Raw genomic sequence first — 22,940 nt, 5'->3', positions numbered from 1 at the left:
CAACCTGTGCGCCACCTTGCTGCTCGGAGGAGGCCATTCTCCCGCAGATCCTGCGGGAGCGACACCGACGGAAGCATGTCGTACCGTCACGACCACAATAACGTTTACAGTGGATAATAACGTTTACATTGAAGGAGCACGCCGATGACGGTTCTCCCCGCGGACGAGGCGACGCGCACGTGGGCGCTGCATCCCGACCGGGCACTCCCGTCCGATCCGGGCGTGCGCAGCGTGGCTCGCGAGATCCTCCGCTCCACCCAGCACCTTCCGATCGTGTCGATGCACGGCCACGTCGATGCGGCGATGCTCGCCGACGACGAGCAGTTCCCCGATCCCGCCGCACTGCTGGTGACTCCCGACCACTATCTCGTGCGAATGCTGGTCTCGCAGGCCACGGCGCCGGGAGCCGTCCGGGATGCCGGAGTCCGGACGGTCGCCGATCTCGGCGTGGGACCTGACCCCGAGACCGATCCCCGCGTGATCTGGCGGCGCTTCTGCGCCGGGTGGGAAGCGTTCCGCGGCACCCCCACGAGGTTCTGGCTGGAGCACGTCTTCATCGAGGTGTTCGAGGCACCAGTGCCGCCGTCGGCCGCCACGGCCGACGTGCTTTTCGATCACCTCTCCGATCGCCTGGCGCGCCCCGAGTACCGGCCGCGCGCACTGTTCGAGCGCTTCGGTATCGAAGTCCTCGCGACCACCGACCCGGCGACGGCATCGCTCGAGGCCCACGCGCGCCTCGCCGCCGACGGCTGGGCCGGGCGCGTCATCCCCACCTTCCGCCCCGACCCGCTGCTCGAGCCTGCGCGGGGCGATTGGGGATCGCTGCTGTCGGGGCTGAGCGAGTCCAGCGGCATCGACGCTCTCCGTTACGACGGCTTCCTCGAGGCGCTGCGCGCGCGCCGACGCGCCTTCATCCGCGCCGGCGCGCGGGCGACCGACCACGGGCACCTGCGCCCTGACACGACGCCGCTCGCCGACGCCGACGCGCGGCGCCTGTTCGACGACGCGCGGCGCGGCGAGATCGACTCCGCCGCCGCGGCCGCGTTCACCGCTCACATGCTGTTCCAGATGGCCGAGATGTCGGCCGAGGACGGCCTCGTGATGCAGCTGCACCCGGGGGTCGTCCGTGATCATGACCGCGGTGCGGCGGCCCGATACGGGCACGACATCGGCTACGACATCCCGATCGCCACGGAATTCACGCGCGCGTTGCGCCCCGCTCTCGAGGCGTTCGGACACCACCCGAACTTCCGCATGGTCGTCTTCACGGTCGACGAGACGGTGTACTCCCGTGAGCTCGCCCCGCTGGCCGGGGCATACCCGGGGCTGCGCCTCGGAGCACCGTGGTGGTTCCTGGACTCCCCCGACGCGATGCGGCGCTTCCGCGAGTCGACGACCGACACCGCGGGGTTCCGCAACACCAGCGGGTTCGTCGACGACACGCGCGCGTTCTGCTCGATCCCCGCTCGACACGATCTGTCGAGGCGAGCGGATGCCGGCTACCTCGCGCGCCTGGTGGCCGAGCACCGGCTCGACCTCGACGAAGCGCTGGACGCCGCGGCGGATCTCGCCTATCGGCTCGCCCGCGACAGCTATCCGGCGCCGGCCGGGGCAGCCGCATGACGGCGCTCGCCCCGGCGATGGCCGGCATCCGGTCGGCGGAGGTGCTCGTCTCCAGTCCGTCGCGAAACTTCGTCACGCTGCGCATCACCACCGAGGACGGCGTGGTGGGGCTCGGCGACGCGACGCTCAACGGGCGCGAGCTGGCGGTGGCCTCGTACCTGCGCGACCACGTCGCCCCGCTCTTGGTCGGCCGCGATGCGCACCGCATCGAAGACACCTGGCAGCTGCTCTATCGCTCGGCGTACTGGCGGCGCGGGCCGGTCACGATGTCGGCCATCGCAGCCGTCGACATGGCGCTGTGGGACATCAAGGCCAAGCTCGCGGGCGTGCCGCTCTACCAGCTGCTGGGCGGGGCCTCGCGCAGCGGCGCCCTCGTCTACGCGCACGCGTCGGGCAGCGATCTCGCATCGCTCGGTGACTCTATTCGTGCCCGGCTCGAGGAGGGCCACCGCGCCATTCGCCTGCAAGTCGCGGTGCCGGGCATGGGCGCGATGTACGGCGTGGCCGCCGCGGTGGCCGGCCGCTACGCGTACGAGCCGGCGAAGCGCGCCGGCCTCGCGGTCGAGGAGGGCTGGGACTCTGCGCGGTACATGCGGCACCTGCCCGGCGTCTTCGAATGGGCCAGGGCGGAGTTCGGCCCGGAGTTGCTGCTCCTTCACGACGCGCATCACCGGCTGACGCCGATCCAGGCGGCGCGGCTGGGCCGCGACCTCGAGCCGTACGACCTCTTCTGGCTCGAGGACTGCACGCCGGTCGAGAACCAGGAGTCGCTGCGGCTCGTCCGGCAGCACACCACTACGCCGCTGGCGATCGGCGAGGTGCTCAACTCGGTGTGGGACTTCACCACGCTGATCCAGGAGCAGCTCATCGATTTCGTACGCGCGTCGGTAACCCACTCCGGGGGGATCACGGGCCTGCGCCGCATCTTCGACTTCGCCGCGACGTATCAGGTGCGCTCTGGCAGCCACGGCCCGACCGACATCTCGCCCGTCGGCATGGCCGCGGCGCTGCACCTGGACCTCGCGATCCACAACTTCGGCATCCAGGAGTACATGGAGCACCAGCCGCTCGCCGACGAGGTGTTCCGCACCTCGTACTCCTTCGCCGATGGGATGCTGCATCCCGGCGACGAGCCGGGGCTGGGCGTCGACTACGACGACGCCGCCGCCGCAGGCTTCCCCTATGAACCCGCCTACCTGCCGACGGCTCGGCTCGTCGACGGGACCGTCCATGACTGGTGAGGGATGCCGGCTGCCGGCATTCCGGAGGAGATGACATGACCGTGCACTCGATGTGGCTGCCCGACGACCTCGCCGACCGCGAGGATGCGGGCCTGCGCGACCGTTCGATCGCAATCACCGGCGAGGGCGCCCTCCTCGAGACGGTGCGACGGGATGCCGCGGCACTAGGCCTGCGCCTGGTCGACGTCGCCGGAGGCGACGGCACCGACATCCTCGTCGAGCCGGCTGCCGCAGCCGACGCGCTCGGACCGGAGTCCTTCACCCTGACGCGAGAAACGGCCCGTACGGTCGTCCGCTACGGCGCCGAAGCCGGAGCCCTGTACGGATGGTTCCAGCTGCTGCGTGAGGCGGCCCAGCCCGGGACGCACCACGTCGGAGAGACCACCCGCCACGAGCCGGCGCACGATCTGCGCATGCTCGACCACTGGGACAACGTCGCGGTGCACCCCGTCATGGGGCAGGTCGAGCGCGGGTACGCGGGCGGGTCGATCTTCTACGACGACGGCCGCTTGCGCGACGACCTCACGCGGGTGGAGCGATACGCACGGCTTCTCGCCTCGATCGGGATCAACCGGGTCGCGATCAACAACGTCAACGTCCACGCGCGCGAGGCACGGCTGCTCACCGACGACCTGCCCGGCGTCGCGCGGCTGGCCGGAATCTTCAGAGAGTGGGGTATCCGCACGCATCTGTCGGTGAGCTTCGCCGCCCCCCTCACGCTCGGCGGGCTCGGCACGTCCGATCCTCTCGATGACGGAGTGCAGGGGTGGTGGGCCGAGACGGCGAATCGCGTGTACGCCGCGATCCCGGACTTCGGCGGGTTCGTCGTCAAGGCCGACTCGGAAGGGCAGCCCGGCCCCTTCGCCTACGGCCGCAGCCACGCCGAGGGCGCGAACATGCTCGCGCGCGCACTCGCGCCGCATGGCGGCATGGTGCACTGGCGGGCGTTCGTCTACAACCACCGGCAGGACTGGCGCGATCGCTCGACCGACCGCGCTCGTGCCGCATACGACCACTTCGCCCCGCTCGACGGTCAGTTCGACGACAACGTCGTCCTGCAGGTGAAGTACGGACCGCTCGACTTCCAAACCCGCGAGCCGGTGTCGCCCGTGATCCCCGTGATGCGCGACACGCGCGTGGCGCTCGAGCTGCAGGTCACGCAGGAGTACACCGGGCACCAGCTCCACGCCGTGTACCTCGCCCCGCAATGGCGCGAGATCCTCGACTTCCGGCCGTTCGGCGACGACGGCCCGGCGGTTGCCGAGATCGTCCGCGGCGGGATCGTCGCGGTGTCCAACATCGGCGACGACGCGTTCTGGACGGGGCATCCCCTCGCCCAGGCCAACCTGTACGCCTACGGCCGCCTCGCGTGGGATCCGACGCTCGACCCGGCGGCGATCCTCGACGAATGGATCGCGCTGACTTTCGGATCCGACCAGCGCGTGCGCGACGGCATCCATTCGATCCTCGACGATTCGTGGCGCACCTACGAGTCGTACACCGCGCCACTCGGCGTCGGCTTCATGGTGTCGCCGCAGGGGCACTACGGACCGGCGGTCGACGGCTACGAGTACTCGCCGTGGGGCACGTACCACTTCGCCGATCGCGACGGCATCGGGGTCGACCGCACCGTGGCGACGGGAACCGGCTACGCGGGGCAGTACCCGTCACCGTGGCGCGAGGCGTACGAGTCGCTCGACACCGTCCCCGACGAGCTGCTGCTGTTCTTCCATCACGTGCCCTACACCCATCGCCTGCGCAGCGGATCGACGGTCATCCAGCACATCTATGACACGCACTTCGCCGGTGTCGAGGCCGTCGAGGCGCTCCCGGCCGTCTGGGCCGGGCTCGAAGGCCGGGTGGATGCTGCGCTCCATGCCCGCGTGAACAACCGGCTCGCCGAGCAGGTGCGTTCGGCGGTGGAGTGGCGCGATCAGATCAACACGTACTTCTGGCGCAAGTCCGGCATCCCGGACGAGCACGGCCGCACGATCTACTGACGTCCGGCACCGGAGCCTCTACGACTCGTCGGGTGCGACGAAGCGCGCGGTGATGTCGGCGATCATCGGCCGCGCGGTCACCCGCGCGAACGCGGCGAAGAAGACACCGAGCAGGGCCAGCACCCAGTCCGATGAGAACGCGACGATCGCTGTCGCGAGCACGAGATACGACAGGGCCCCGAGCGTGACGAGGGGTTTGGCGGCGAGGTAGTACAGCGCCAGGCGGGCGGTGTCGCGGGCACGGAAGCGGAAGCACGACGCGATGACGAGGCCGTTCGCCGCCCACACCGCGAGGAAGACCAGCAGCACGATCGAGGCACCGATGAAGAATCCGTCGACGCCGACCGTGCCCCCGAACGCGATGTTCATGCCCAGGATCGTCGCGACCGCGAGCGCGGGGATCCACACGAAGAGCACATCGCGTAGGTTTCCGGCGTACGAGCGCCAGAAGCGCGGCCAGACCGAGAGCTCCTGGTCGCGGGTGCGTGCGGCCATCGCCGACATCGCCGCCGAGAACGCCGGGCCGACCGGTATGAGGCACACGGCGTAGAGCGGGATGTTCGACGGCGCCCGCTCCAGCAGCACGATGCCGACGAAGCCGGGCAGCGCGGCGAGGAGGAAGCACAGCTCGACGATCAAGAACCAGTAGATGACGCCCGTGACGCGCCCGAACAGCTCCCGCCGGGGATCGGGGGCGCCGCCGCCGGTCATCGGCGCCGCCCGTGATCGGTGTGATTCGACATCGGAGACCATCCTGCCTCGTGCGCGGTCGCGCGGCGCGTACGTCATCGAGCTTCAATGATCAGCACGCCGGCAGGGGCGATCTCGAGGGTGTCTCCCCCGCCGATCGTGCGGCCGGTGAGGATGTCGGTGCCGGCGAAGGGCGATGGCACCGCAACCGCACCGTCGGCGTGGTTGAGTACGAAGTCGTACCGCCGATCGCCCACCTCGCGGCTGGTGTGCTCGAGATCCCGCACATCGGCGAACGGTCCGACCAGCCCGTGACGCTCGAGGACGCGGCGCACCACCCAGTCCACGCCGTCCTGGTCCAGGCACGTGGCGACGTACCAGCCTTCGCCGTCGCCGAACGCGTTGCGCGTCACTGCGGGCGTACCCGCGTAGAAGTCCTCGGTGTAGGCACCGACCGCGGTCGCCTCCTGCAGCTGCACGACGTCGAACAGATGGGATGCCGCCACCGTGGTCTCGGCGCCGTCGGGCATCGACAGCACGACCGGCTGCGAGTGCTCGGGCGGGAGAGAGTCGGTCTCGTCGATGCGGATGCCGGTGAGCGAGCCCAGCGGCCCCGGCACGTCCATGAGGAAGGCGTTGTCGTCCTCGTCGACGCGGCCCGACATCACCGTGGTGAGGACGGTACCGCCGCGGCGGGCCACATCCTCCAGTCGCGTGGCGGTGTCGCGCTTGAGCATGTGCAGGAAGGGCGCCACCACGACGTCGTAGGCCGAGAGCTCTGCTGTCACCGGCACCACGTCCACGATCGCGCCCGCCTGCCACAGCGCCTCGTAGTACGACACGACCTGCGCCTCGTACTTCGCGGCGCGGCTGAAGCCGTCCGAGATCTCCAGCGCCCACCACGAGTCCCAGTCGAACAGCAGCGCGACCCTGGCGGGCGTCCGGGCGTTCAGCAAGCGATCGCCCACCGCCTCGAGCTCCGCGCCCAGGGCCGCAACCTCGCCGAACGAGCGCGTATCGGTGCGACCCGCGTGGTTCAGGATCGCGCCGTGGTACTTCTCGGAGGCACCTTTGCTGTGCCTCATCTGGAAGAACAGCACCGAATCCGAGCCGTGCGCGACGGCCTGCCACGACCACAGCCGCATCACGCCCGGTCGCTTGACAGGGTTGAAATCCCGAGTCGCCGTCATCGTCGGCGTCTGTTCCATGAGCCAGAACGGCTGCCCGTCCTTGAGCCCGCGCATGAGCGAATGGCTGAGCGCCATGCGAGAGACCGGCGACCCGTCGGTGGGGTAGTTGTCCCACGACGCGAAGTCCAGGTGCGGGGCCCAGCGGTGGTAGTCGAGGTGGCGATAGATGGCCATCATGTTCGTCGTCGCGGGCAGGTCGGAGTGGGCGCGGATCGCGTCCTTCTCCTCACGGAACGTGCGCAGGATGTTGTCGGTGTTGAAGCGGTGATAGTCCAGCGTCACGCCCTGGAACGCGGTGTGGTTCGGGCCTCGCCAGTGCTCCGAAAGCATGTTGGGCGGCACGATCTGCTCCCAGTCGGTGTAGCGGTGGGACCAGAAAGTCGTGTTCCACGCGTCGTTGAGGCGATCGAGCGTGCCGTACCTTTCCTGCAACCACAGACGGAACTCCGCCGCGCAGTTCTCGCAATAGCAGAGGCCGCCGTACTCGTTGTTGATGTGCCACGCGACCACGGCGGGGTGGTCTGCGAACCGCTCGGCGATCCGGCCCGCGACCGCCGCCGCCAGGCGACGGTAGTTCGGCGAGCTCGCACACGCGTTGTGGCGCACGCCGAACACGTGGCGCCGGCCCTCGAAATCGGTGCGGCACACATCGGGATGCCGGTGCGCCAGCCACGGCGGGACCGCTGCGGTACCCGTGGCCAGGCACACCCTGCGGCCCTCCGCCTGTGCGCGATCGAGGATGCGCTGCAGCGCCGCGAAGTCGTAGGTCTCTTCGTCAGGCTGCGTGAGGGCCCACGTGAAGACGCCGACCGTCAGCAGGTCGATCCCCGCGAGATCGAAGGCCCGATAGTCGGCATCCCACACCCCCTCGTCCCACTGCTCGGGGTTGTAATCCCCGCCGAAGGGGATCTTGCTCATCGCGGGAAGGGACATCGAAGCTCCAGAAATGGGTGATGGCGATCCGTGCGGATGCCGCAGCCCCGCGCCTCACACGGAGGTACGGGGCCGCGGCATCCGTCAGTGTCAGTTGTTCTCTTCGTACCGCTGGGCGGCCTCATTGACGATGTCGATATAGGCGCCCATGTTGAGCCCTTCAAGCTCGGCCACGTACGCGTCCCACTCGTCCATCGGACGCTGCCCGAGGATGAACTGCGCGGTGTTCTGCCATACGTGGTCCTTCAGAGCCGACTGGTACAGCGAGACCTGCTCGCGCTCCACCTCGCTGAGCGGGGCGGGAGGCGGCAGCTCGAGCACGTTCTTCGTCGACATCTTGTCGAGGAACTCCAGAGTCTCTTCCCGCAGCATCGAGCGGTCGAGGTCGAGCGTCGATCCGTGCGCGAGCGACCACACGCCGTTGGAGAACCCGTAGTCGGCCTGCAGGTTCTCAGGCGCGCCGGGGTTCAGCCCCATCGCGGTGATGTTCTCGTTGAGCGTGCGCGTGCCCGAGCCGTCCTTCGCGTAGGTCTCGCCCTCAACGCCCCACTTGGCGAACTCGAGGCCCTCGTCGGAGTAGTAAAGCCAGTCCAGGAACTGCAGCAGCGCCAGGAAGTTCTCGGACTCGGCGGCCTGGCTCGAGAGCATGAACCCGCTGATGAGGCGCTGCCCGTACTGGAAGTTGTCACCGGCGGGACCCGCCGGCACCCGGATCATGGCCATCTCGGCATCGGTGCCGAGCTCTTCGACCGTCGTACGGTAGCGGACGATCTCCTGGTCGTTGGTGCCGATCGACAGCGCCTCTCCCGAAGCGAACTTCTGGATCGCCTGGTCGTCGTCCTGCGTCACAGCCTCCGGGTCGAGCAGTCCCTCTTCGACCAGGGAGGCGTAGAACTCAACGAGATCGCGGTATTCGTCGGTGGCACCGGTGTACGCGAACTCGCCGTCCTTGTGGGTGAGCCCCTCACCGAAGCCCCACCCGGCCTGCGTGCCGAAGTTCGGCGACACGAACCCGAGCGTCCCCTCGAGCGGGCCGTTGGCCGACCAGCGGTCGGTCATGGGGTAGAGGTCGGGGTACGCCTCTTTCACGGCGCGCAGCTGTTCGCGGAAGTCGTCGAACGTCTCGGGCTCGAGGCTGAGTCCCAGTTCCTCCCAGATGTCGCTGCGCACCGCGAACGAGTACTCCGCGCGCGGTTCCTCGCGGAAGCCGGGGAAGAGGTAGAACTTGCCGTCCTCCTGACGCAGCTGATCGAGGTCGGCCTCCAGGTCCCACTTCTCGACCTTGTCCATGAAGTTCGGCATGTACTGCACGAAGTCGCTGGCGGGCAGGATTGCACCGCCCGAGACGAACGACACCTCCTGGCCGGGGTAGGTGACCGAGATGATGTCCGGCGCGTCGCCGGCGCCGATGACGAGCGATTTGCGCTGGTCCCACTCCGAAAGCGGCGCGCTGACGAAGTCGAAGGTCACCTGCTGGTTCGCCTCGAGCTGCTCCAGGATGAGCCAGTCCTCGTCGAGCGGATAGTTGGGGTGATCGCGATAGAAGAGCCCGAACTCGACGGGCTCGGTCGCGCTGAACGTGTCGCCGACGCCGTAGTCCTCCATCGCACCGACATCCTTGCCGGTGAAGTCGAACTCCGACGCCTCGCCTTCGGGTCCGGCGCTCGGGGAGTCGCAGCCGCTGAGGACGAGGGCGCCCGCAGCGAGCAGCGCACCGGCGAGCATCACGCCGCGTCGCGTGCGGCCGATCGCTCGGATCTGCTGTGCCATCAGATTTCCTTTCTTAGGGGGTTGAGAAGATGCGCCTCGAGGACGACGGGTCACTGCTTGACCGAGCCGAGCATCACGCCCGAGACGAAGTACTTCTGGATGAAGGGATAGAGGCAGATGATCGGCAGCACGGTGAGCAGCATGGTGACCGCCTTGACGTTCGAGGCCACCTGCGCCGAATCGCCGGAGCCGCTGCCGGCCCCCAGAGCCTCCGTGCCGGTGGCGGCCGCGAGTAGATTCCTCAGATACACCGTCACCGGATACAGCTGCGCGTCATCCATATAGAGGAAGGCCGCGAACCAGGAGTTCCAGAACGAGACCGCGTAGAAGAGAACCATGGTCGCGATCACCGCCTTGCTCAACGGCAGCACGATCTTCCACAGGATGCCGTAGGTGGTGAGGCCGTCGATCGCCGCCGCCTCTTCGAGGTCGGTCGGGAAGTTCTCGAAGAACGCCTTCATGACCAGGAGGTTGAACACGCTGATCGCGTTCGGGATGACGATGGCCCAGAGCGTGTTCTTGAAGCCGAGGGTGTTGATCAGGATGTAGTTCGGGATCAGGCCGCCGTTGAAGAACATCGTGAACACGGCGACGCCGATGAAGAACGCCCGCGCCTTCAGGTGCCGCTTGGACAGCGCGTAGGCGAACGTCGTCGTGAGCACCATCGCGATCGCGGTCGCCACGACGGTATAGACGACGGTGTTGCCGTAGTTGCGCCAGAACAGCGGGTCGCTCATGACGTAGCTGAAGGTGGTGACATTGAATCCCTGGGGAATCAGGTTCACCTGCCCGGCGCGGATGTAGGCCTCGGAACTGAACGCCTGTGCGACGACGTTGAGGAACGGGTAGAGCGTCACGAAGCAGATCACGACGATGAGCACCGCGTTGACGACGCGGAACACCGTATAGCTGCGGGAGTCGCGGATGCCGCCCTGTACCGCGGGCCGGAAGATGCGATCCACCGCCCTCCGAGGCACGGTGCGCATGCTCTCGGTCACCACAGGCTCGTCCCCACGACTCGGCGCGAGATGGCGTTCGCGCTCAGGATCAGGGTCAGGCCGATGACCGCCTCGAAGAGGCCGATCGCGGTCGCGTAGGAGAAGTTGCTGGAGATGATGCCCACCCGGTAGAGGTATGTCGAGATCACGTCGGCGGTCGGATACAGGAGCGGGTTGTACAAGAGCAGGATCTTCTCGAACCCGACCGCCATGAACGTCCCGATGTTGAGGATCAGCAGCACGACCATCGTCGGGCGGATGCCGGGAAGCGTGACGTGCCAGATCTGGCGCCACCTGCTCGCTCCGTCGATGCGCGCCGCCTCGTAGAGCTGCGGATCGATCGTCGTGAGGGCGGCGAGGTAGAGGATCGTGCCCCACCCGACGGTCTGCCAGATCTCAGAGCTCACATAGATGGGGGGAAACCACTGCGGGAGCTGCATGAACGGTATGGCCTCACCGCCGAGAGCCTCGATGCCCTGGTTGATCGAGCCGCGCAGGGCGGTGAGCTGAAGGACCATGCCGGCGACGATGACGATCGACATGAAATGCGGCAGGTACGAGATCGACTGCACGATGCGCTTGAAGCGGTACGAGCGCAGCTCGTTGAACATCAGCGCGAGGATGATCGGCAGCGGGAAGACGATGATGAGCGCCAGGCCACCCAGGATCAGGGTGTTGCTGAAAGCCCGCCAGAACGTCGGATCGTTGATGAAGAGCTCGACGTAGCGCAGGCCGACCCACTCGTCCCCGAACATGCTGCCGCCGGGACGGAACCGGCGGAAGGCGATCACGTTGCCGGCCATCGGGACGTAACGGAAGATCAGCAGGAAGACCACCGGCAGGATGAGCAGCGTATAGAGCCGCCAGTCTCGCCGAAGCGCCTTCCGCCAGGTCAGCCGAGCCGCGGAGCGCTGCCTGCGCAGACGCCGGGGCCTCCGAGAGCCCGGACTCGTCCGCCCTTGCTCGTCCTTCTCCGTGCGCAGTTCCACCGCCTCGGCGGCGACGACGCTGTTGTCGATCGACATGCGCTCCCTTGCGTTGTGATGCCTCTGATCGGGCTCGAATCGACAGCGAAACTTTCGCCATCGTCCTCGATACGGGTTGACGCTAACTCGCCGTTGCGCGAATGTCAACGTTTTCATTGTATCGTGTGAGCGGTGCGATCCACCTCCGACGTCGGCGGTGGGAATGACGGCATCGATCGGATGGTGAATTGCGTGGCCCGCTTCGACCTCACCCCAGCGGCACTCGAGTCGTACCGCCCGGACGTCGAGGAGCCCGAGGATTTCGATACGTTCTGGCAGGCGACGATCGACGACGCGCGGCGCGTGGACGCCGCCGTGGAGCGCGTGCCCACGGCGTCTCCGCTCGCCCTCGTCGACGTGGACGACGTGACCTTCCCGGGCTTCGCCGGGGATCCCGTTCGCGCGTGGCTCGTCCTGCCGCGGCACCTTCCCCGTCCGCTCCCCGCCGTCGTCGAGTTCGTCGGCTACGGGCGTGGACGCGGCCTCGCCCTGGAGCGTCTGCACTGGCCCGCCGCGGGATTCGCCCAGCTCATCGTCGACACGCGTGGTCAGGGAAGCCAGTGGGGGACGGGTGGCGACACCGCAGATCCGCATGGTGCGGGACCGGCGGCATCCGGTTTCCTCACGCGCGGGATCGACGACCCCGCCACGTACTACTACCGCCGCGTCTTCACCGACGCCGTCCGCGCGGTGGACGCCATCCGCTCCTTCCCCGAGGTCGACCCCGATCGGGTGTCCGTCACCGGCAACAGTCAGGGCGGGGCGATCGCGATCGCCGCTGCCGGCCTGTCCCGGGACTTGATCGGCGCCCTCCCGTCCGCACCGATCCTGTGCCACGTCCGCCGGGGCATCGGTCTCACCGACGCCGACCCGCACTCCGAGGTGACGCGGTACCTCTCGGTGCATCGCGGCGCAGAGCACCGGGTCTTCGAGACGCTGTCGTACTTCGACGGCGTCAACTTCGCCAAGCGGGCGACGGCGCCGGCGCTGTTCGCGGCGGGGCACATGGACACCATCTCGCCGCCCTCGACGGTGTACGCCGCGGCGAACCATTGGGCAGCGGGCGCCGAGGTGGCGGCCTACGCGTGGAACGGGCACGAGGGTGGCGAAGGGCGGCACCAGCTGCGGCAGCTCGAGTGGCTCACCGACCGCATCGGGACGGTGTCTTCGTGAGCCTCCAGACGCTTCCCCGGCTGACGCGCACCGAGCTGACCCGCGCGGGACGCGCCGCCGCGGCGCCGCCGGTGCGGATCGTGCACCTCGGTGCGGGGGCGTTCCATCGTGCGCACCAGGCGTGGTTCACGGCGCACGCGACGGATGCCGCCGCGTGGGGCATCGCTGCGTTCACCGGTCGGCACGACACCGTGGCACGGCAGCTCGCGCCCCAGGACGGCTTGTTCACCCTCGTCGAGCGCGGCCCCGAGACGGACCGCTTCGAGGTGGTCCCGACGATCGCCGAGGTGCATCCCGCATCTGACGCCGCACGGTTCGCCGCCCGCATGGCAGCCCCCGCGACGGCTGTGGTCACCCTCACCGTCACCGAGGCCGGCTACCACCAGCGCCCTGACGGCACGCTCGATCTGCACGATCCGGCTGTGCGGCATGACATCCAGGCTCTGCGAGACGAGCGGTACGCCGCCGTGCGTACGCCCACCGGCCGACTGCTCGTGGGGCTGGAGGCCCGCCGGCTTGCGGGGGCACCCCCGCTGACGGTCGTGCCGTGCGACAACGTGCCGGCAAACGGCGCGCGACTTCACGCCGCCGTCCTGACCCTCGCGAAGCGCACCGGTCTCGAGGCCGCGCTCGCGCGCACGGCGTTCGTCACGACGAGCGTCGACCGCATCACGCCGCACACCACCGAGGACGACCGCGTCGCGGTCGCCGATGCCACCGGCTGGCGCGATGAGGGCGCCGTCGTGGCCGAGCCGTTCGCCGACTGGACGCTCTCGGGCGACTTCGCCGGTGAGCGTCCGGCGTGGGAGGGCGCCGGCGCGCGGTTCGTCGCCGACATCGAGCCGTACGAGCGGCGCAAGCTTCTGCTGCTCAACGGCGGCCACCTCGCCCTCGCGTTCGGGGGGCTGCTTCGTGGCCACACAACGGTGGCGCAGGCGATGGCCGACGAGCGCTGCCGGCGCGATCTCGACGCGTTCTGGGACGAGGCCGCCCGCGCCGCCGGATCCGTCGACACGCGCGACTACCGCGCGGCGCTCGTGCGCCGCTTCGAGAACGGACGCATCGAGCACCGCCTGACGCAGATCACGGTGGACACCGTGACGAAGATCCGCATGCGCATCGTGCCGGTCCTCGCCCACGCGCGCGCCGAAGGCCGGTCGGGCGCCGGCGCGCTGGCGGTCGTGCGCGCGTGGGCCGACGGCATCCGTTCGGAGCGCATCGATGACGAGACGGATGCCGCCGCCGCCCTCGCACGACTGCTCGAGGGCACCGACCCGGGCCTTGCCGCAGACCTCGCGGGCGCGGTGTCGGCCAGGTCCTGACAGCGAACGCGCCGGCGACGCAAGGAGCCGGCCCCGACAACCGAGGAGAGCCATGCACATCGACAAAGCGGAAGTGATCGTCACGAGCCCCGATCGCAACTTCGTCACGCTCAGGCTGACGACCGACGACGGGCTGACGGGCCTCGGCGATGCGACGCTCAACGGCCGAGAGCTCGCGGTCGTGTCGTATCTGCGCGACCACGTCGTGCCGCTCCTCCTCGGCCGCGATGCCCACCGCATCGAAGACACGTGGCAGTTCCTCTACCGCAGCGCCTATTGGCGACGCGGACCCGTCACGATGGCCGCCATCGCGGCCGTCGACATGGCGCTGTGGGACATCAAGGGCAAGGCGGCCGGCATGCCGGTGTACCAGCTGCTCGGCGGCGCCTCCCGCAACGGCCTGCTCGCGTACGGGCACGCGTCGGGCCGCGACCTGCCCGAGCTGTTCGACAGCATCCGCTCGCACCAGGAGCAGGGCTACCGGGCCATCCGGGTGCAGACCGGGGTGCCGGGGCTGAAGTCCATCTACGGCATCGCGTCGAACGCGACGTACGAGGCGAACACCGGCGTGCGGTACGACCACGAGCCCGCCCAGCGCGGCGCGCGCCCGGCCGAGGAGGACTGGGACACCCGGTCGTACCTGCGGCATGTGCCGACGGTGTTCGAGGCGGTTCGGGCTGAGTTCGGGCCCGAGATCCCGCTGCTGCACGACGCGCACCACCGGCTGACGCCCATCCAGGCCGCGCAGCTGGGGAAGTCGCTCGAGCCGTTCGACCTGTTCTGGCTAGAGGATGTCACGCCCGCCGAGAACCAGGAGGCGCTGCGCCTGGTGCGCCAGCACACGACCACACCGCTGGCGATCGGCGAGATCTTCAACACGGTGTGGGACTACCAGCAGATCATCCGCGAGCAGCTGATCGACTACGTCCGCTCCGCCGTAACCCACACCGGCGGCATCTCGCACCTGAAGAAGGTGCTCGACTACGCCGCGCAGTACCAGATCAAATCCGGCATGCACGGCCCCACCGACATCTCGCCGGTCGGTATGGCCGCCGCCATGCACCTGGGGCTGTCGATCCACAACTTCGGCATCCAGGAGTACATGAAGCACGGCGCCAAGACGGACGAGGTGTTCCAGCAGTCGTTCACGTGGCAGGACGGATTCCTCCACCCCGGCGACGTGCCGGGGCTGGGCGTCGAGCTGAACGTAGACGCGGCGGACCGGTACCCGTACGTGCAGGCGTACCTGCCCTACAACCGCCTGGCCGACGGCACGGTGCACGATTGGTGACCGCGCACTCCCGCCTCCGATAGTTTCGAGGATCTAGGATCGGCTCCATGGCAGACGGACAGCGGATCACGCTCGCCGAGATCGCGGCGGAGGCGGGTGTGTCGCTCGCCACGATGTCGAAGGTGCTCAACGGGCGCACCGACGTCGCTCCGGCGACCCGTGCCCGGCTCGAGGAGCACCTCGCGCGCCACGGCTACAAGCGGCGCAACGTCGCGCAGCGCAGCGACTTCGTCGAGCTCGTCTTCCACGAGCTCGAGCCCAGCTGGTCGATGGAGGTCATCGAGGGCGTCGAAGAGGTCGCGCACGCCGCCGGCCTCTCGGTGGTGCTCACGGTGAGCGGCGACCGCCACGCCCCCTCGGCGGACTGGATCGACGGGGTCCTGCGCCGTCGCCCGGTCGGCGTCGTGCTGGTCTTCTCAGACATCGAGCCGCGCTACCGCGAGAAGCTGCGTTCACGCGGCATCCCATTCGTCATCGTGGATCCCGCCGGCGACCCGTCGCCGGACGTACCGTCGGTGGGGTCGGCGAACTGGTCGGGCGGGCTGATGGCCACGCGGCACCTCATCGAGCTCGGCCACCGGCGGATCGCCGCCATCACCGGGCCGGAAGACATGATGTGCTCGCTGGCCCGCGTGGACGGCTACCGTTCGGCGATGAACGCCGCCGGTCTGCCGATCGATCCCGCGCTCATCCGGTTTGGCGACTTCCACCCGGGCGGCGGCGAGCATCACGCGCGCGAGCTGCTGGCGTTGGCGGAGCCCCCGACGGCGATCTTCGCCGGCAGCGATCTGCAGGCGCTCGGGGCGATCGCGGCCGGAGCGGCGGCGGGCTTGCGCGTACCCGACGACCTCTCGGTGGTGGGATACGACGACATCGCGCTCTCGCGGTGGATGAGCCCGCAGTTGACGACCATCCACCAGCCGCTGCGCCGCATGGGCGAGGAGGCCACCCGGCTCGCGCTGCGCCTCGCCGACGGCGCGACCGTCGACACGCTGCGCATGGATCTGGCGACGCATCTCGTAGTTCGCGGCAGCACTGCGGCTGCGCGCACCTGAGACCTCGGCACTCCGTGGGGAGCCGCGGTCGCAGCATCCGTCGCCGGATCAGGTGATCTCGCCGAGGTAGGACGATTTGCCCCCGAACGACCTACGCACGCGAAATCACCTGATCCCGGTTCACCAGCAGAACCCGCGCCGCCGCAGTGGCGTTGCTCGAAAGTTGCGGTTGAGTTTCGTAACGTTTCCGCAACAGAGCGCCCCACGCGAGTGCGAGCGGGATTAGTTTGCGAGCACCACAAATGAAGCGCAAAGGAGCGCGTTGTGACTCGAAGCCGTGCCCGCCTGTCTGTCACCGCGGCGATAGCTACCGCCGCCCTGCTGATCGGTCCGGTCCTTCCCACCGCCGCGACCGCCGCAGAGCCGGTCGTCGTGCTCTCGAGCGACTTCGAGACGTCGGCAGATCCCTGGACGGGCCGCGGAGCGACCATCGCGACGACGGATGCCGCAGCTCACAGCGGCACCCAGAGTCTCGCCATCACCGGCCGCACCAGCAGCTGGAACGGCGCGGCGATCGACGGCGGACTGTTCCAGCCCGGGGTCGAGTACACGGTGTCGGCGTGGGTGCGGCTGCTCGATCCCGCCGGCGCGGCGACCGGCGTGAACCTCGGCATCAACCAGCCCGGGGCGGCGAACGAGTATCCGTGGGTGGGATCGCGGCTCTCGGTGGGCGGGGATTGGGTGCAGCTGACCGGCACCTTCGTCAACGACGCCGCCCACCCGGTCACCCAGTTGTATCTTGAGGCCGAGTCAGCCACCGCGGAGCTGCTGCTGGACGACGTGCTGATCACGGCACCCGAGGCGCCGGGCTCGGGTGGGCCTGAGCCGGGCACCGTCGTCCTCGGCACCGACTTCGAGGACGGGCTCGACGGTTGGGCGGCGCGCGACGGCGGTCCGGGCGCGCCGAGCGTGGCCCTGTCGGACCTCGCCCACGACGGCGCGCAGTCAGCCATCGTCACCGACCGCGTGAACCAGGGCGCCGGCATCGGCCGTGACATGCTCGGCCTCCTCGAGGCGGGCGTCACGTACGAGGTGTCGGCGTGGGTGCGCTTCGTCGACCCGGCCGCCGGCGGCGAGCTGTGGCTGAGCCTGCAGCGGGATTCGAACTTCCAGACGCTCGGGCAGTACACCGGCATCACCGCGGACGGCTGGACGCAGGTCACGACGACCTTCACGATGGGGGCTGCCGAGACCACTGCGCTGCTGTACTTCGAGACCCCGTGGGAAGGCGAGGGTGTGGCGGGCGACACGAGCGACTTCCTCGTGGACGACGTCGTCGTGCGGGTGCCCGAGCCGGCAGTGATCGAGGACCTGACACCGATCACAGACACCCAGCCCTACCCGGTGGGCGTGGCGATCGACAGCCGCGAGACCTCGGGCTCGGCATCCGATCTGCTCCTGCGTCATTTCAATCAGATCACGGCTGAGAACCACATGAAGCCCGAGGCCTGGTACGACGAGGCGGGCGCGTTCCGCGCGCACCCCGACGCCGACGCGCTCATGCAGTTCGCCGTCGACAACGACCTGCGGGTCTACGGGCACGTGCTGGTGTGGCACAGCCAGACACCGGCGTGGTTCTTCCAGAACGACGCCGGCGAGCCGCTGGGAACGACGGACGCCGACAAGCAGGCCCTCCGGGACCGCCTGCACGCGCACATTTTCGCCATCGCCGAAGACCTCAGCACCAAGTACGGACTGTTCGGCGACGGCAACCCGCTCGTGGCCTTCGACGTCGTCAACGAGGTCATCTCCGACAGCGCCGACTTCGCCGACGGCCTGCGGCGCAGCGAGTGGTATCGCATCCTCGGCGAGGACTTCATCGACCTGGCCTTCCAGTACGCCGACGAGGCGTTCAACCAGACCTACGCCGCCGCGGGCGCCGATCGCCCCGTGACGCTCTTCATCAACGACTACAACACCGAGCAGAGCGGCAAGCAGCAGCGGTACAAGGCGCTCGTCGAGCGGCTGCTGTCGCGCGGGGTGCCCGTCGACGGGGTCGGACACCAGTTCCACGTGAGCCTGTCGATGCCGGTCAGCGCCCTCGAGGACGCGATCGTCGTGTTCCAGGACCTGCCTGTCACCCAGGCGGTCACCGAGCTCGACGTCACGACGGGCACGCCGGTGACGCCCGCGAAGCTCATCGAGCACGGCTACTACTACCGCGACGCCTTCCGGGTGTTCCGCGAGCACGCGGCCGACCTGTTCGCGGTGACGGTATGGGGGCTGACCGACGGGCGCAGCTGGCGCTCCTCGTCGGGCGCTCCACTGCTGTTCGACGACGGGCTGCAGGCGAAGCCGGCGTACTACGGCGCCGTCGACACCGAATTGCCCGCGCGACTGAGGACCGCGAACGTGTTCCAGGGCGACGTACCGATCGATGGGGACGCGACCGGGTCGCTCGAGTGGCGCAAGCTGCCACTCAACGTGATCGACGACGCCGCCGCGTTCCAGTTGCGCTGGAGCCCGGACCACCTGACCGCGTTCGTGCGCGTCGAGGATGCGACTGTCCAGGCGACCGACGCCGTGGCGTTCGAGTACGGCGGCGCCGTGGTGACGGTCGGCCGAGACGGCACGAGTTCTTCCGTCGGCGTCGAGGCGGTCGTGGCCGAGCGCACCGGCGGCTACGACCTCGTCGCCTCGCTGCCGCTGGCCACGCCCGCGGCCGAAGGGTCGACCCTCGGCCTGGACGTGCGCGTCACCGACGGCTCGACCGTGCACGGCTGGAACACCCCTAGGCAGGTGGGCACCCTGACCCTCGTCGAGCCGCTGTCGTATCTCGAGGTCGCCGCCACCACGGAGGCTCCGGCGATCGACGGCACGATCGAGGGACTGTGGGATGCCGCGGGCACGGTGTCCACAGACACGCAGGTGGTGGGCACCGACGGGGCGACGGCGACGGTCCGGACGCTCTGGAAGGACCAGACCCTGTACGTCGTGGCGCAGGTCGCCGACCCGGTGGTGGACGTCAGCGGGTCGGATCCCTGGATCCAGGACTCGGTCGAGATCTACGTCGATCCCGGCAACGCGAAGAACGGCTCGTACCGCTACGACGACTCGCAGGTCCGCATCAGCGCGGCCAACGTGGTGTCGTTCGGCACCGGCGACGAGGCGTTCCAGCGGGCTCGCGTGCAGAGCGCCACCGCCCTGGTCGACGGCGGGTACGTCGTCGAGGCGGCGATAAGCCTGCTCGAGTACGGCGGAGCCGACACCTTCCACGGCTTCGACTTCCAGGTGAACGACGCAGCCGATGGTCAGCGCACGTCGATCCGCAACTGGGCCGACCCGACGGGCGCGGGCTACCAGTCCACGGCCCGCTGGGGAGTCGGTCGTCTGCTGCCCGAGGTCGCCGTCCCGACCGCTCCGGTGAACCTGACGCCACCGGTCATCGAGGGCAACCCGCTCGTCGGGTCGCGGCTGACGGCCACTCCCGGCACGTGGGACACGGAGGGGCTGACCTTTAGCTACCGCTGGCAGGCGGACGCGGTCGACATCCCCGGCGCCAAGAAGGCCGAGTACAAGGTCAAGCCGAAGGACGCCGGCTCGGAACTCACCGTGGTCGTCACCGCGACGATCGAGGGATTGGATGCCGCGACCGCCGCCTCGGACCCGGTGACGGTGCCGCCCGGCAAGAAGAAGAAGTAGGGACGGCCGAAGGGATCGCGCAAGCGGTGCCCGGCCCTTTTGGTGTGCGCCTCAACGCGATCGAGCTCCGCAGCGGAATCGAACCCTTATCGCCCGATGGGGTGAACCGTCACTAGCCCGTAAAGGATCCTTGGGTTCTTGCGGTGGTCGCAACACTTGCTGAATGGAGAGTGTTGTGGCGGAGTTGGCGCTGAGGTTCCGGCTGGATGTGGTCCAGCAGGCGTGGGAGTGCTTTCAGGCGGGGCAGTTCGCGAGTGAAGCGGGCGAGCGGATCGGGGTGTATCGGACGACTGCCAAGCGGATGCTGATTGCCGCCGGCGGTGTCAGGCCGCGCCGCGGCCGGGATCTCGAGGGTCGATACTTGTCCTTCGCGGAGCGGGAGGAGATATCCGTGGGGATCGCGTCGGGCCAGTCGATCCGGGCGATCGCCCGGCGGATCGGTAGGGCTCCGTCGACGATCTCGCGCGAGCTCGCACGGAACAGTTTGAAGGGCCGCTATCGGGCCTCGAGCGCGCAGATCGCGGCGCACCATCGTGCGTCACGCCCGAAACGGGCGAAGCTGGCGACCAATCTGCGGCTGCGTGTCAGAGTGGAGCAGGACCTGGCTCAGCGCCGATCGCCGGAGCAGATCGCCGGTCGGCTGCGTCGGGAGTTCCCCGATGACCCGGAGATGCGAGTGAGCGCGGAGACGATCTATCAGTCGCTCTATGTGCAGTCCCGGGGAGCGCTGAAGCAGGAGCTGACCCGGTGTTTACGGACCGGTCGGGCTCTGCGTCACCCCAGCCGGAAGGCCGGGCAGCGCAAGAACCGGATCCCGAACATGGTCAACATCGTGCAGCGGCCGGCGGAGATCGAGGACCGCGCCGTCCCGGGCCATTGGGAAGGCGACCTGATCATCGGGGCGCGCAACCAGTCGGCGATCGGCACTCTCGTTGAGCGGTCCTCGAACTACACGATGCTGGTGCCACTGGCCGACGGATACAAGCCGGAGCAGGTCGCGCCGGCGCTGGCGCGGAAGATTCAGCAACTCCCGCAGCAGCTACGCGGCACACTCGCCTGGGATCAGGGGCCGGAGATGCGGGACTGGGAACAGGTGCGCATCGACACCGGCATCGAGGTGTTCTTCTGCGACCCGCACTCACCCTGGCAGCGCGGCATCAACGAGAACACCAACGGACTACTGCGGCAGTACTTCCCCAAAGGCACCCCGCTCGCGGGCTTCGACGAGGCGCACCTCGACGCAGTCGCCGCCGAACTCAACGACCGACCCCGTAAACGACTAGAGTTCCAAACCCCGAACGAAGTCATCGGTAACATCCTGTTGCGATGACCGCTTGAATCCGCCGATCCGTCAACGGGCACTGCCCGCGAGCGGACCGTCAACGGGCAATCCCCGTCAGCGGTCCTTCCACGGAACGCTCGGCGTGCAGCCGGAGCTTCATTGCTCATTGCCCGATCTGGTTCCTTATCGGGCGGAGTCGGGAAGCGGTATGACTTTCTGGGCGATGAGGTCGCGGGCCTCCGCGCGTAGGGACTGGTCGTTGATTTCAGGTGAGACGACTTGGCGGAGGAACAGGTTGTCCTGTGCTTGACGCTCGTATGTCGATGCGTCGCGGGTGCAGTCGGGGCACCAGTGGCCGCCGGTGAGGATGAGGCGGGCACTACCGGCGAAGACGTGGCCGAGGGCGCATCGCCAAGCGAGGGGCGTCGTGACGTCGCCTGTCGTCGGCTGGCTGAGCAGGTCGCCTCCGCGGAAAGCGGCGGCTTCGACGTAGTCAAGGGCCGACCATTCGGAGCGCGGCTTTGATTCGTCGTAGCCGTGCTCCAGGAACGTGCGGGTGCGTGAGGGCGTGGGAGGCATGAAGGTGTCCCAGCCGCCGATGGCTTGGAAGGCCTGCCGGGAGCCGTAGTGCGCGGCGACTTCGTCGGCGTCGCGTGCGCGAACCGCGGCCATCGTTCCGCGCGGCTTGCGGGTCAGCGGCCGCAGGACGAGGTTCTTCACGATCCAAGGCGGGACCTTTCCGGCCGATCTGACCGAGGCGGGCGCCGCCGCGATCGCGCGGGCGAGCGATTCTGTGAAGGAGTCCTGCCGGAACGGGACGAGCTCCTGAAGGTTGTCGCTGTCGGTGTACCACTGCCCATGGAAGTTCTGCAGCGCGAACCAGTTCCGGTCATACCAGCGGCGGATGTCGAAGACCCCCATCGCGGCACCCATCGCGGTCTGCAGCTGCCAGTTCGTCAGCCGCCAGTCCTCGCCCCCGCCGATGTTGTAGATCCCGCCCCAGAACTCGTCGGGCACATTGGGGGACGACACTCCCACCAGCAGGCGGGCGGAGTCCTCCGCGGACACCCATTCCATGACGCCGGCGAACGGCGAGTGCGTCATGATCGGGTCTCGGATCTCGAGCATGCCGGCATGGAAGATGCCTGTCTGCCGGAGCCACGCCCATCTGGGCAGGCCTGAGTCGACGAGAAGCCGTTCGGCGATGACCTTCGTCTGCCCGTACTCGTCGAACTGCGACACGCGCAGGGGATCGCCCACTCTCCCCCAGTGCACAGGTTCCTGGCGGTCTCCCGTCTCGGCGACGGATCCGATGCCCACGACGGCGACCGAACCCGGATCCCTCTGCGCGCGGACGGCTCGGATGATGTTCTGCATGGAGCCGATGTTCACCCGACGGGCGAGCGCGGGGTTCTCGTCAGCGTGCGGCGAAACGACGGCACCGACGTGCAGCACGACGCCGACGCCCGTGATTGCGGCGAGGACATCGTCATACCGGGTGAGGTCGCCCCAGGCGATCTGAAGGTTGGTCATGTCGCGGAACTCGTCGAGCACGTCGCGGTCGGCGGGGGTCGGCATGGCGAAGGCGCGCACGACGAGCTCGGGGCGCTGGCGGAAGGCACGCAGAGTCGCGCGTCCCCAGTTGCCGGTGGCGCCGGTGAGCAGGACGGTGCGGCGGGAATCGGAGATCATCGGATGTCGCTCC

Annotated in this window: 15 protein-coding genes; 9 read left to right on the top strand and 6 right to left on the bottom strand. The window is 68.7% G+C overall.

Translation table 11 applies throughout. From position 1 onward, the window contains the following. Nucleotides 1–144 precede the first annotated feature (144 nt). Genes uxaC through K0817_RS15495 form a run of 3 tightly spaced genes read left to right on the top strand, consistent with a single transcriptional unit; the run spans nt 145 to nt 4,864 of the window. Nucleotides 145–1,623, top strand: coding sequence for a glucuronate isomerase (gene uxaC / locus K0817_RS15505; RefSeq protein ID WP_219982554.1), 1,479 nt, complete (start codon nt 145–147; stop codon nt 1,621–1,623). Continuing rightward, nucleotides 1,620–2,864, top strand: coding sequence for a D-mannonate dehydratase ManD (gene manD, locus K0817_RS15500; protein WP_301340020.1), 1,245 nt, complete (start codon nt 1,620–1,622; stop codon nt 2,862–2,864). Before uxaC ends, manD (K0817_RS15500) begins: the two co-directional genes overlap by 4 nt. Nucleotides 2,865–2,899: 35 nt before the next feature. Further along, nucleotides 2,900–4,864, top strand: coding sequence for an alpha-glucuronidase (locus K0817_RS15495; RefSeq protein WP_219982550.1), 1,965 nt, complete (start codon nt 2,900–2,902; stop codon nt 4,862–4,864). A gap of 18 nt (nt 4,865–4,882) precedes the next feature. Here the strand turns inward: K0817_RS15495 and K0817_RS15490 are convergent, their stop codons facing one another. From K0817_RS15490 to K0817_RS15470, 5 genes are all read right to left on the bottom strand, one after another. Next, nucleotides 4,883–5,575, bottom strand: a complete 693-nt coding sequence (locus K0817_RS15490; protein ID WP_253735434.1) for a DUF624 domain-containing protein — start codon at nt 5,573–5,575, stop codon at nt 4,883–4,885. A gap of 74 nt (nt 5,576–5,649) precedes the next feature. Beyond that, on the bottom strand, nt 5,650–7,662 hold the full coding sequence (locus tag K0817_RS15485; RefSeq protein WP_253735433.1) for a beta-galactosidase: 2,013 nt from the start codon (nt 7,660–7,662) through the stop codon (nt 5,650–5,652). Between the two features lie 105 nt (nt 7,663–7,767). Next, nucleotides 7,768–9,447, bottom strand: coding sequence for an extracellular solute-binding protein (locus tag K0817_RS15480; protein WP_253735432.1), 1,680 nt, complete (start codon nt 9,445–9,447; stop codon nt 7,768–7,770). A 50-nt stretch (nt 9,448–9,497) separates the two neighbouring features. Beyond that, complete coding sequence (locus tag K0817_RS15475) at nt 9,498–10,433, bottom strand: carbohydrate ABC transporter permease (RefSeq protein ID WP_219982779.1); 936 nt, start codon at nt 10,431–10,433, stop codon at nt 9,498–9,500. Between the two features lie 8 nt (nt 10,434–10,441). Beyond that, nucleotides 10,442–11,470 carry a sugar ABC transporter permease gene (locus tag K0817_RS15470; protein ID WP_219982538.1) on the bottom strand — a complete coding sequence of 343 codons (1,029 nt, stop codon included), beginning with the start codon at nt 11,468–11,470 and terminating at the stop codon, nt 10,442–10,444. 192 nt (nt 11,471–11,662) lie between these two features. Here K0817_RS15470 and K0817_RS15465 point away from each other — a divergent pair, with 192 nt between their 5' ends. From K0817_RS15465 to K0817_RS15440, 6 genes are all read left to right on the top strand, one after another. Continuing rightward, the gene (locus K0817_RS15465; RefSeq protein ID WP_219982778.1) at nt 11,663–12,643 is read left to right on the top strand and encodes an acetylxylan esterase; all 981 of its coding nucleotides are present in this window, start codon (nt 11,663–11,665) and stop codon (nt 12,641–12,643) included. Further along, nucleotides 12,640–13,965, top strand: a complete 1,326-nt coding sequence (locus K0817_RS15460) for a mannitol dehydrogenase family protein (RefSeq protein ID WP_219982536.1) — start codon at nt 12,640–12,642, stop codon at nt 13,963–13,965. Before K0817_RS15465 ends, K0817_RS15460 begins: the two co-directional genes overlap by 4 nt. Before the next feature lie 52 nt (nt 13,966–14,017). Beyond that, nucleotides 14,018–15,256: a D-mannonate dehydratase ManD gene (manD, locus tag K0817_RS15455; RefSeq protein WP_219982534.1), complete on the top strand. Its 1,239-nt coding sequence runs from the start codon at nt 14,018–14,020 to the stop codon at nt 15,254–15,256. A 47-nt stretch (nt 15,257–15,303) separates the two neighbouring features. After that, nucleotides 15,304–16,311 (top strand): LacI family DNA-binding transcriptional regulator, encoded by a 1,008-nt coding sequence (locus tag K0817_RS15450; protein ID WP_219982533.1) that lies wholly within the window; start codon nt 15,304–15,306, stop codon nt 16,309–16,311. 264 nt (nt 16,312–16,575) lie between these two features. After that, nucleotides 16,576–19,953 carry an endo-1,4-beta-xylanase gene (locus tag K0817_RS15445; RefSeq protein WP_219982531.1) on the top strand — a complete coding sequence of 1,126 codons (3,378 nt, stop codon included), beginning with the start codon at nt 16,576–16,578 and terminating at the stop codon, nt 19,951–19,953. A 163-nt stretch (nt 19,954–20,116) separates the two neighbouring features. Next, nucleotides 20,117–21,283, top strand: a complete 1,167-nt coding sequence (locus K0817_RS15440) for an IS30 family transposase (RefSeq protein ID WP_374209557.1) — start codon at nt 20,117–20,119, stop codon at nt 21,281–21,283. A gap of 135 nt (nt 21,284–21,418) precedes the next feature. Here K0817_RS15440 and K0817_RS15435 read toward each other — a convergent pair whose 3' ends face one another. Continuing rightward, on the bottom strand, nt 21,419–22,927 hold the full coding sequence (locus tag K0817_RS15435) for an NAD(P)-dependent oxidoreductase (RefSeq protein ID WP_219982529.1): 1,509 nt from the start codon (nt 22,925–22,927) through the stop codon (nt 21,419–21,421). Nucleotides 22,928–22,940 lie beyond the last annotated feature (13 nt).

The sequence above is a fragment of the Microbacterium sp. HD4P20 genome (genome assembly GCF_019449275.2).
Lineage (GTDB): Bacteria > Actinomycetota > Actinomycetes > Actinomycetales > Microbacteriaceae > Microbacterium.
Note: the sequence above shows the minus strand (reverse complement) of the source record. Positions and strands in the feature narration are given on the sequence as shown.

What these genes read in the sequence shown, in the direction of transcription:
- K0817_RS15485 (WP_253735433.1), bottom strand. Translation starts at nt 7,662, where the DNA reads ATGAGCAAGATCCCCTTCGGCGGGGATTACAACCCCGAGCAGTGGGAC.
- K0817_RS15475 (WP_219982779.1), bottom strand. Translation starts at nt 10,433, where the DNA reads ATGCGCACCGTGCCTCGGAGGGCGGTGGATCGCATCTTCCGGCCCGCG.
- K0817_RS15450 (WP_219982533.1), top strand. Translation starts at nt 15,304, where the DNA reads ATGGCAGACGGACAGCGGATCACGCTCGCCGAGATCGCGGCGGAGGCG.
- K0817_RS15490 (WP_253735434.1), bottom strand. Translation starts at nt 5,575, where the DNA reads ATGACCGGCGGCGGCGCCCCCGATCCCCGGCGGGAGCTGTTCGGGCGC.
- K0817_RS15435 (WP_219982529.1), bottom strand. Translation starts at nt 22,927, where the DNA reads ATGATCTCCGATTCCCGCCGCACCGTCCTGCTCACCGGCGCCACCGGC.
- manD (WP_219982534.1), top strand. Translation starts at nt 14,018, where the DNA reads ATGCACATCGACAAAGCGGAAGTGATCGTCACGAGCCCCGATCGCAAC.
- K0817_RS15495 (WP_219982550.1), top strand. Translation starts at nt 2,900, where the DNA reads ATGACCGTGCACTCGATGTGGCTGCCCGACGACCTCGCCGACCGCGAG.
- K0817_RS15440 (WP_374209557.1), top strand. Translation starts at nt 20,117, where the DNA reads ATGGAGAGTGTTGTGGCGGAGTTGGCGCTGAGGTTCCGGCTGGATGTG.
- manD (WP_301340020.1), top strand. Translation starts at nt 1,620, where the DNA reads ATGACGGCGCTCGCCCCGGCGATGGCCGGCATCCGGTCGGCGGAGGTG.
- K0817_RS15470 (WP_219982538.1), bottom strand. Translation starts at nt 11,470, where the DNA reads ATGTCGATCGACAACAGCGTCGTCGCCGCCGAGGCGGTGGAACTGCGC.
- uxaC (WP_219982554.1), top strand. Translation starts at nt 145, where the DNA reads ATGACGGTTCTCCCCGCGGACGAGGCGACGCGCACGTGGGCGCTGCAT.
- K0817_RS15480 (WP_253735432.1), bottom strand. Translation starts at nt 9,447, where the DNA reads ATGGCACAGCAGATCCGAGCGATCGGCCGCACGCGACGCGGCGTGATG.